The sequence below is a fragment of the Lactiplantibacillus paraxiangfangensis genome, from assembly GCF_036246185.1.
Classification (GTDB): Bacteria; Bacillota; Bacilli; order Lactobacillales; family Lactobacillaceae; genus Lactiplantibacillus; species Lactiplantibacillus paraxiangfangensis.
The window spans coordinates 1-9023 of the sequence record NZ_BTPW01000047.1; the positions used below are offsets into that span (position 1 = coordinate 1).

At 36.2% G+C, this 9023-nt stretch carries 8 protein-coding genes and 2 pseudogenes; 4 read left to right on the top strand and 6 right to left on the bottom strand.

Features of this window, described 5'->3' with window-relative positions; all coding sequences use genetic code 11:
• From AAA939_RS14845 to AAA939_RS14860, 4 genes are all read right to left on the bottom strand, one after another.
• Window positions 1–120 (bottom strand): ferritin-like domain-containing protein (locus AAA939_RS14845; protein ID WP_262345421.1); only part of this gene is annotated, 120 nt, incomplete at its 3' end.
• Window positions 121–1262: 1142 nt separating this feature from the next.
• Complete coding sequence (locus tag AAA939_RS14850; RefSeq protein WP_014271901.1) at window positions 1263–3560, bottom strand: glycoside hydrolase domain-containing protein; 2298 nt, start codon at window positions 3558–3560, stop codon at window positions 1263–1265.
• Between the two features lie 356 nt (window positions 3561–3916).
• The gene (locus AAA939_RS14855) at window positions 3917–4273 is read right to left on the bottom strand and encodes a type II toxin-antitoxin system YafQ family toxin (protein ID WP_027822196.1); all 357 of its coding nucleotides are present in this window, start codon (window positions 4271–4273) and stop codon (window positions 3917–3919) included.
• On the bottom strand, window positions 4273–4551 hold the full coding sequence (locus AAA939_RS14860; protein ID WP_003586674.1) for a type II toxin-antitoxin system Phd/YefM family antitoxin: 279 nt from the start codon (window positions 4549–4551) through the stop codon (window positions 4273–4275). Before AAA939_RS14860 ends, AAA939_RS14855 begins: the two co-directional genes overlap by 1 nt.
• A gap of 76 nt (window positions 4552–4627) precedes the next feature.
• Between AAA939_RS14860 and AAA939_RS14865 the strand changes: the two genes are divergently transcribed.
• The 3 genes from AAA939_RS14865 (at window position 4628) to AAA939_RS14875 (ending at window position 6197) form a co-directional block, all read left to right on the top strand.
• Window positions 4628–5215 carry a site-specific integrase gene (locus AAA939_RS14865; protein WP_012660357.1) on the top strand — a complete coding sequence of 196 codons (588 nt, stop codon included), beginning with the start codon at window positions 4628–4630 and terminating at the stop codon, window positions 5213–5215.
• Window positions 5216–5227: 12 nt separating this feature from the next.
• On the top strand, window positions 5228–5587 hold the full coding sequence (locus AAA939_RS14870) for a hypothetical protein (protein WP_171786051.1): 360 nt from the start codon (window positions 5228–5230) through the stop codon (window positions 5585–5587).
• Between the two features lie 397 nt (window positions 5588–5984).
• Window positions 5985–6197 carry a hypothetical protein gene (locus AAA939_RS14875; protein ID WP_010625611.1) on the top strand — a complete coding sequence of 71 codons (213 nt, stop codon included), beginning with the start codon at window positions 5985–5987 and terminating at the stop codon, window positions 6195–6197.
• A gap of 1827 nt (window positions 6198–8024) precedes the next feature.
• Here the strand turns inward: AAA939_RS14875 and AAA939_RS14880 are convergent.
• Window positions 8025–8528 (bottom strand): DUF536 domain-containing protein, encoded by a 504-nt coding sequence (locus tag AAA939_RS14880; RefSeq protein WP_216770709.1) that lies wholly within the window; start codon window positions 8526–8528, stop codon window positions 8025–8027.
• Between the two features lie 225 nt (window positions 8529–8753).
• Between AAA939_RS14880 and AAA939_RS14885 the strand changes: the two are divergent.
• A pseudogene (locus AAA939_RS14885) lies at window positions 8754–8843 on the top strand (IS30 family transposase); the annotation flags it as partial.
• A 41-nt stretch (window positions 8844–8884) separates the two neighbouring features.
• On the opposite strand, the pseudogene AAA939_RS14890 reads toward AAA939_RS14885, so the two are convergent.
• Window positions 8885–9023: pseudogene (locus AAA939_RS14890) on the bottom strand (DNA starvation/stationary phase protection protein); the annotation flags it as partial.

Consider the following 9023-nt stretch of genomic DNA (forward strand, 5'->3'; position numbering starts at 1 on the left):
GTGCAACTTCAAAAAGTTGGGTCCACGCATGTACCAATGCGTCTGATGGATAATCATTGACATCTGGCTCAAATCGGCAACGAGTTGATTTAATACTGCTTTGGTTTTCGTATATTTCATTAGATTGGTCTCCTTTCGATATGGTTATTATAACTTAGTGGTAGCTTAATCTGAAACGTTATACACTGGCAAATTAAGTTATTTATAGCCCGTAGAATTAAGTCGTTTTGAAAAGATGGAGACGTTATATGGAAGATTGTAAAATTAATCTACAATTGAATTTTATTTACCTTATGAAGATGTTCAAAACGCGTTAAAGGAAAGTGCGCAAACCCCTTTATACGTAGAAAGGATGAATGGGTAGTGGGTAACAATGAGTGTAAATTAAATAAGGCACAAAAAAGGATGCTTAAGGATAAAGAAATATATAATCATTTCAATTTAGAAAATATTTCCAGTTCCATCAAAACGGAGCTAAACAAGATAGTGCATGACATCGATGACTAATACTTTAACACCAAACAGAAAGGGGCTATGAATATATAGGGTCTATACTAGATAATGGACCCTATTTATTGAAATGGGAGAGTAATTTTTTCAAAGAAAAGGGGGTAAAAACTATGATTAAAAAAGGCATTACAAGAGTAATAATAAAAGTAATGAATTCTTGGAGTTCAATTTTTTCAACGTTACCAGGGTAACTTTTGGGAATCGGAATTAAAAAGTCGAGGAAGATTGGTAAATATACAATGCTATTAACTATTACAACACTACTTATTCCGATTACGTAATGAACCATAGAAAAAGTTAGGACTTGATTGTGTCTGAAGTATTTTTTTTGAGCCTGCTGTACAGTTTTTTTCCTAGTTACAATGTCATGCCTTGCAGCGTTGAATAGGAGTGAAAAGCCTATTAATGCAACAATTATTAATATAAAGCCGAATGAATTGGTAACTCCAACTTCTGAAGTGAAATTTAGAAAAAAAGGGCCCAAATATTTGGAGATGAACCAACTAGATAAAATTGAAATAATAATTGTAAGAATGTTTTTAAAATAGCCATTTTCAATGATAGTATCATTTATATGGTCACATAAATATAAAAAATCAATTGTTATGAGAAAAAAAACAACTAATATTACGATTAACCATGAGTACAAGGCTGATTTAGCACCTCTTTCTATTTTTTAGATAAAAGTAAAAAACTAAAATAAGTAAAATGATAAACTAATATATATAGTTTATCATTTTGCTTATTACTTTCTATGCGTTTTGTTCAATTAACTTGCGAAAAGCTTTAGCGGCGTCTTTTGCTTCACTGTCAGTATAAGAAGGATATTTTTGTAATTTAAACTTTTTAAAAGCCAATAAAGCGGTTTTATAAGCTGCACCCCATGAACCTGTACCACCTTTTAAAAGAGTATATGTGTCGTTCTGTAGTGAATCAAGGTCATCATCAAAACGATTACTTAGGTAAGAATTAAAGCGAACGGAGCTTTCATTACCGGTGTAATAAGTTTTAATAATTTTGGATATAGTTTGGTTGTTTTGCGAATGGATTGTACTGTAAACGTTAAGTGCATCCAAATCGTCAACCAAATCTTCCCTTCCAAATTGCCCTTTATTACCTACATATGCAGTAATTGATTCATAAAAAGAGCCGTATTTTTTCTGGTTAAGATGAGCATCTTCTATACTTGTTAAAAGATCTCCACACCAGCCCCCAAGGTCCTGAATTCCTGAGGCTGACTGTGGTTCTCCCCAAAATAAAAGTGCGTTTAAAGAAGCCATCATGTGTGGTAAGCCAATTTTTATGCCAGTAGTACTATCATAAAGAGTTTCGAAGTCACTTTCTTTTGAAACATGTAATGCTGAGTTTGCGAATGCTAACCAGCTAGTATTTAATCCACCGGCCAAGGGTGCCCAACTTGGTGAAGAATAGGAAAATTGTCTATAAAATTGGGTAACAAGTTGTTCAGCAGGTGTTGAAGAGCTTTCACCGCTGATATAACTATATGCCTGGTCTTCTACTTGTTGCAGTTGGGTAAAGAAAGCAGCGTTAGGATTTATATTAACTTTGGTAACTTTAGAAACTCCGTTATCTTTACCAGAGACAGCAACTTGATCCATATCAATCCCTGTTGAAGCTCCAGTAAATTCATTGAATTGATCAAAGCTCCAATTTTCAGGCATTTTGAACCCTAAATTTCCGCTCCATCCAGAAGACATATCAGCAACAAAACTATACTTAACTAAGTGGTTTACATGCAAGCACGCATTGCGTGTTCCATAAATACCTGCTTTATATTCAGTTGATCCTATAATACCAGTAATACCCTCGAAATAGGGGACAACCGTACTACTCATGTTTCCATCTTGAATATCAACATCAACGGCAAAATAGATAACTGTCCCACTTGGTAGGCCAAGCTGACGTGCAGTATTAACGGCAATAGAAGCGTCTGCGAAACCTTGCTTGCTATTAAAATAACTTTCTTCATAACCTCCATCTTCGTAAATCGGAAAAATCTTAAGGTTAGCATCTAATAGCAGTTTAACTTCAGTGTTAGTCAAATTTTTATCTCGTTTATCAGCACCAGTCCCGACGCTTCCTGTCAAATAACGGCCGATAATGTTATAGCCAGCTGCTTTCAGTGATTTAGCCGTAGCAGCTGATGTGATTTGAGTAGCCATGTCGACACCATCTGAAGATCGGTTAGTGTTACCATTACTAGTTAATAAGCCTTTGATCACAGTTAGGTCAGCAGTTGAAGTATAAGGAGGCAACTTCATGAATTTTCTAAAGGAAACTATACCGTCGGCAACATTTTGTGTAAATTGGCCATTGAAGGCGCCTGAATAGAAACCATTAACGTAAAGACCATATTGAATAATTTTAACGATTGCCCCAGTTGCGCCAGAATTAACAGTTGGTGTTTTATTGATCGTACCAGGACCATAATAACCATTAGCAGTTCCAGTATCCATACCTTCCACTGACTGCAAAGCATAAATCAAAGCAGTGTTCGTATCCCTTTGATAAATTCCATCACATGGTAAAATACCAGTGTAAGCTTGATAATCATGATTAAGCTGTTGTTGCATTGAACGGATTTTAGCGTCCCCACCAGGAACTAAAACAAACGCGCTCATTGTCAACAAGGCTTTCATAATATCCGAGTTTACATTGGCGCTGGTGTCTTTGATACCGGCGTCTTTTTTTAATTCAACGACAGCAGCAGCCGTGTTAGTAGTAAATTCTCCGGTAAAGTCTTCAGGGTTGATACCCTTACACCAAAAGCCACCTTGGATTATTTTAACAACATTGTGCTTAAAGCCAGTTTTAACTTTATTAGCAAATTGAGTATCCCATTTAGCGGCAGTTGAAGGGCCAAAATTATCAACTAGATCTGTGATACCTAATTCGTGTTGCAGGGCTCTAGTTAACCCATAAACTGTGTTCCAACCAGTATTACCGTCCTCGGGTACTTTACCAAAGCCAGAAACTTTACCGTAAGTTTTGTTGAGCCAGACTTGTGTTTCTTTTACCATTTCATCCATACATAAATCGTCCTTTCTGTGTTGTTTAGCAACCATAAGCGCCTACAACGAACAAGCTATCAAATGAGTAAGCAGTTTCTGATTCAACCTCCTTAAAAATTATTTGCTCAATATTCGAACACACGTTCGAGTAGACGGCTTAATTTTAGCACAGAAAAACAAGAAAACAAATTTTTGTCGGATTATTTTCGAACAAAAAAGATCTTCCAGGAAAATGGGAAGATCAAGTAAGCTATATATTTTTAAGGGCCCATTTTTAACAAATCGCCCCTCAAAAACATTGAAATAATAACCCCTAATATCTATAATGTAGATATTAGGGGTTATTTATTTTCATATTATAAAAATAACTTCTTCTATTTGTCATTTTTTCGATACCTTTTAGCACGATTTTGACCAGGAAATAAACGATCATGCGATCCGACTCGAATGCCAATTAAGACTAGTTCATCTTTATCAATCGTATAAACCACCAGGACATCGTTAGTTTCGCTTGGTGTTTTGTTTTTCGGGGTATCTCGTAAGTGAAATTCATTATAACCGCTCATTCGCCGATTAAGCTCATGATCTTCAAATTCTGGTGGTAATTGTTGTTGCTCAAGTAACAGGTCAATGGCTGCTCGAACTTCATCAATAATAGATTTGTCTAAACTGGCTAACCGTTTTAAATCAGCATTAAAGGTTGCACGTGGTTTAAATCTTAGTTTTTTCATTATTTAAACTGACCCCAATAATCATCATCTGATTCAACAATTTCATCGTCAGGTAAAACATGGCGTTTAATTAACTGATCACGTGCAATGGCATATTCTAACGAACCTTCTTTCGCTTTTAATGCTCTTTCTAGCCAGTCCATTTTTTCTTGTGAAACGATGGCTACTGCGCGACTATTTGAACGAGCAATATAAACGGTTTCGTCTTCGTCATTAACTTGATCTAAATATTTTTTTAGGTTAGCGCGAAAATCGCTCTGTGTTAATGCTAATGTCATATTTACCACCCTTTCATTGTACTTAATATTGTACTTTAATTTGTACTAAAAATCAATTTTTTAAGGAGCTAAAACTATGCAACAAATTGTCTTACCCATCAAAGATTCAAATGTTCTCAAAGAAGTGCAAGATACGTTACTCCATAATTTCAAAGCTGGTTGGCGTAACTATACCGTTTTTCAAGTGGGTAAAGCGACTCTGTTGCGAGTGAGCGACGTTATGAAGCTTCGTTGGACAGATGTCTTTAACGAAAACGGCACCGTGCGTCAGAATGCGTTTATACACGACCAAAAGACCGGTAAAGCTAACCTGCTCTACTTAAAACCCGTGCAAACTGATTTATTAGCCTATCAAGCTTGGTTGCAAGAAAACCATTTGGTTTCTGACTGGTTGTTTCCCTCGATTCAGCACCCAGAACGACATATCACGGAAAAACAGTTCTACAAAATCATGAGCAAGGTTGGCGATCTGTTAGGAATTAATTATCTAGGGACCCATACGATGCGTAAAACCGGGGCTTATCGCGTTTACACGCAATCAAATTATAATATTGGCTTAGTCATGAATTTGCTAAATCATTCCAGTGAAGCAATGACTTTAGCTTATTTAGGCTTAGACCAGGCTAGTACTGAAACGATGCTGGATAAAATTGATTTTGGTTAGGAGGCTGGCTTTATGGATTTAGATTTTAAATCAAACAAGTATGATCTTTTTGATGATTGGCATCAAAACAAGACTAAACAAGAGTTTACACAAAAGTTGCAACAACAAGCTCAAATTGAAAAAACACAGCTGCCACAATTATTGTCGCGTGAAGATTTAAAAATTCGTTGGCAGATGAATTCTCGTCAAAGTGTTCATCAGGTTGCTAGTAAGCCTGATTTTCCGCAACCCGTTTTTGCTTTTAATCATGGTAAGACGCCACTTTACTTAGCAACTGAAATTCAAATTTTCGAAATTAATCACCCTTGGGTAATAACTCCCAGTGCTCGTCTTGATTATAGTCATTGGATCCTTCGTAATGTGATTGATTAATCTTGAGATTTAGCTCTATGTTTTTGAGGGTTTATTCTAGGCTTTTTATAGTTGGCGCTAGCCTTCTAATACAAATAATACCCATTTCGATGGGTATTAAATCTACCCTTGACACTTGTCAAGGGTATAAGTGCGCATTGACCTCGTTTCACTCGGTCTGCTGATAACCATAAAATCAATTTTTCTCGTTATTTAATTGAGCATATTTTTAATTCAATTTATGTTTGCACCTAAACTAAGATTGTTATGTTTCAAATATTTAAAAAGTGTTGCGGATTAAGATGTTTTAAGCCAATTTTTTTAATCGTTCTGTGCAAAGAATCTTTATAAGTTTGGTAACAAATTTGGAATAACGGTACTGTAAAATCTGTGAATCTAAATTGAAATCATTATTTTGATGTTAGGAGTAATCAAGATGGACGAAAAGAAAGTATTAAAAACCATTGATGAAATGCTTGCTGATCCTTGGCAAGTTGATATTCAAGAATTGTTTGAAGCTTCTTTCAATGAACCTGACGAGATCAAAAAGAATTTGTATGATTCCCTGTATACTTATGTTTTGCAAAAAAGACAAGAAGATATTATTAATCGTCCTGGCTTCGTTATTTAGCCCTCTAAAAGCCTGCTAAGGGCTTTTTATTTTTGCTTTGGTATAAATTTATATATAGACAGTCTCAAAATCACTAGAAACGAGAAATAAGGCCCTTAAAAACGAATATAGCAGTTAGATTCTTGTTAAGATTCAAAAAAAACTAACTGTTTGCTGTCAATGGTAGCGGACGAGCAAAACGTGGGAGCATAAGGAATTGACAGCTTTTAACTAGTTTTTACACCTTTTAGCATATAAAGTTGCTTAGGTTGCTTGTTAGCACACAAAAAGGCCTATCAAATTAATGACGGGCCTTTATGATTTTGCTAGAATCGTCACACTATTATGAAGTAGGTGTTTGTGTCATGTCGGAGACACAAGCATGATTATAGCACTATGCAAACTTGGTGCAATACTAAAAAAGTGAACACCCGGGTAAGTGCTCACTAAGAAGTTGTCACTTCGAAACGGAATACCATGAGTTCCGACTAATGGGACAACTTTATTTTAGATCATTCTAATTAAATTGCAATATTAAAAAGCGGCTATCTAAACAGATAGCCGCTCCCCCAAGTAATATAGATAGCACATATTATTATAATAACATTAAAATCGACACAATAAAAAGGTCTATCCAATTAAGGGTAGGCCTTTTTATTGTGCAGTTAAGTTACTGAAAGTAGTGTGCAATGTCATGTCATACAGCACAAACGTAGTATAGCATTATTAACGCTAGTTGCAACCACTAGAGTCAGTTTTCATTATAGCACTATTTTATGCTAGTTAACATAACACATAGTATTCAAAGCTAAACTTTGTGAAGTGTTAAAAACGTTGTTATATCAACGATATAAGGCTATATATTTACCAATATCATGCGATAACGATACTTTGTGAAAATAGAGTAAATTTGTAAATGTTAATATACCATTATTTTACACTTGTGAAATTGTATTATTCTACGTATGTAAGTTACTTTGTGATAATGACGTTTCATGTATAATTGTCCGAAACATGTCGGCTTAGAACCCGCCTAGGCTGAGACTATATAATATTAATAGTGTGTCTGTCGTTAGTAGTTAGTTCTTAACGTCTTGTGGTCTACGTGACGGCTAGTATATTAATAACACCCTAGTCTAACCTATCTGCACGCAATCACGTGCTCTTAACCCTCAAGGTCAAACCAGTTTAGTGCACTTGCCCTTTGCTGTTCAGAACGCTTGAACCTGAGCGGGATATAGTTTTCCCCTTGTTTTGCGAAGAAGAAAACTTTTTGTTGTTCGTCACGAATCACCGTCACGTAAAAACACTTGTATTGTTACTATTGCGCTTGTAGATTAGCCTAACTAATTTAGCCTATCAAAAAAGCACCCTTGATAGGTGCCAGCAATCATTTATTTTTAGTTGTTTGGATCACTGGCCTTGCGTAATAGCCCTGTACTTTCGTACTGCTTTACCGCCCGCCCCGTACGTGGGGCCACCGTTTGGAACCAGCCTAAATACAAGTATAGGTTAATTCCTAGTGGGAGTTTATAGCGGCGGCTCTCACTTGACCTGTCGACTTGTTTCATTAGCTCCGCTAACCGGCTGTCAGTCCTCGAAAGGTAAGATTAGTTGGCTTGGCTAGAATGTTGCCACTCTAGTAACGGGGCTTGGCTCCCCCGTGATCCAGAAAAATTCAACTCTACCTACTTGAAAAATCTTACAATAGTAGGTAAAATGAACACATAAACTTGATAGAGTTAGTGTGTTCCCCCGGTTTAGGCTCCGAGGGAATTTTTTTGTCTATTTAATTTAGTTTCAAACAATATTATACCCCTTTGCCGATAATATGACAAAGGGGTATTTTTAACGTCTTAGCCAGCCGAATAAGCCCTTTTTAGGCGTCTTATACTCTACCCCCTTGGAATTACCCTCGGTAGGCTTTAAAACGTCTGTATCGTCGCTTTGCGAGGGGCTATCGTCCTGTGAGGGGGTGTTGTTCGTAGTGGTATCAAGTAACTTCTCATTTTGACGGTTAGTAGACAAATTGAGTTGTTGTTGCTGGTCAAGTAATGACTGCATTTTATCTAATTGATCGTTCTTTCGTTCAAGTTCGCCCTTCAAAATGTCTATTTGTTCAAGCAATATTCGTGACGTATCTGCTTTCGTTTCAGTTGCAAGGTGAACGGATTCACTTGAAAACGCCTTTATAATAACGTCTTTAGTGTGTTCGGAATATAGTTTCGCGTTTCCTTTCATTGAACGTTCTGAAATGTTATTATCACGAATGTACCGCCACACTTTAGTTTTGTTAACCTTTGCAATATCAGCTATTTCAGATATTTTATATAATCGTTCATTGTTGTTCATGAATCGTTCTCCTAACGTTTTTGAATGTTCACTATGATAGATTATACCATTTCAACACTGAACGAGGGCTTAGAACACGTCTCTCAACATATGATATAATTCTATCGTGGAGAGTTTTAGTTTTAAGGTAGATTGTAAAATTAATCCGAACGCTGTTCGGACAAAAAAGATCAGCTTCCTTTAAAATGGTGTTTACCACAAACCCATCTTTTAGGAGCTGATCTTTTGTCTAGTATAACCTATTCCGAACGAATTAAAATCGAAACCTTTTGTGAACTAGGGCTGTCCAATATCCAAATGGGCGTTCGGATTAATTTTACAATCTACCATAAGCCTACCGATTTTTTAATATTATTTTATTCATCAACTTCCGGCGCCGACCCAAGCTCTGCCTGAATCATCCAGATTTTCTTCTCAATTGCGGTTTTGAGACCAATGAAAATATCTTGGGTACTGAAGTCTTTTTCAACATCGGATACTTCAATGCCGTGTTGG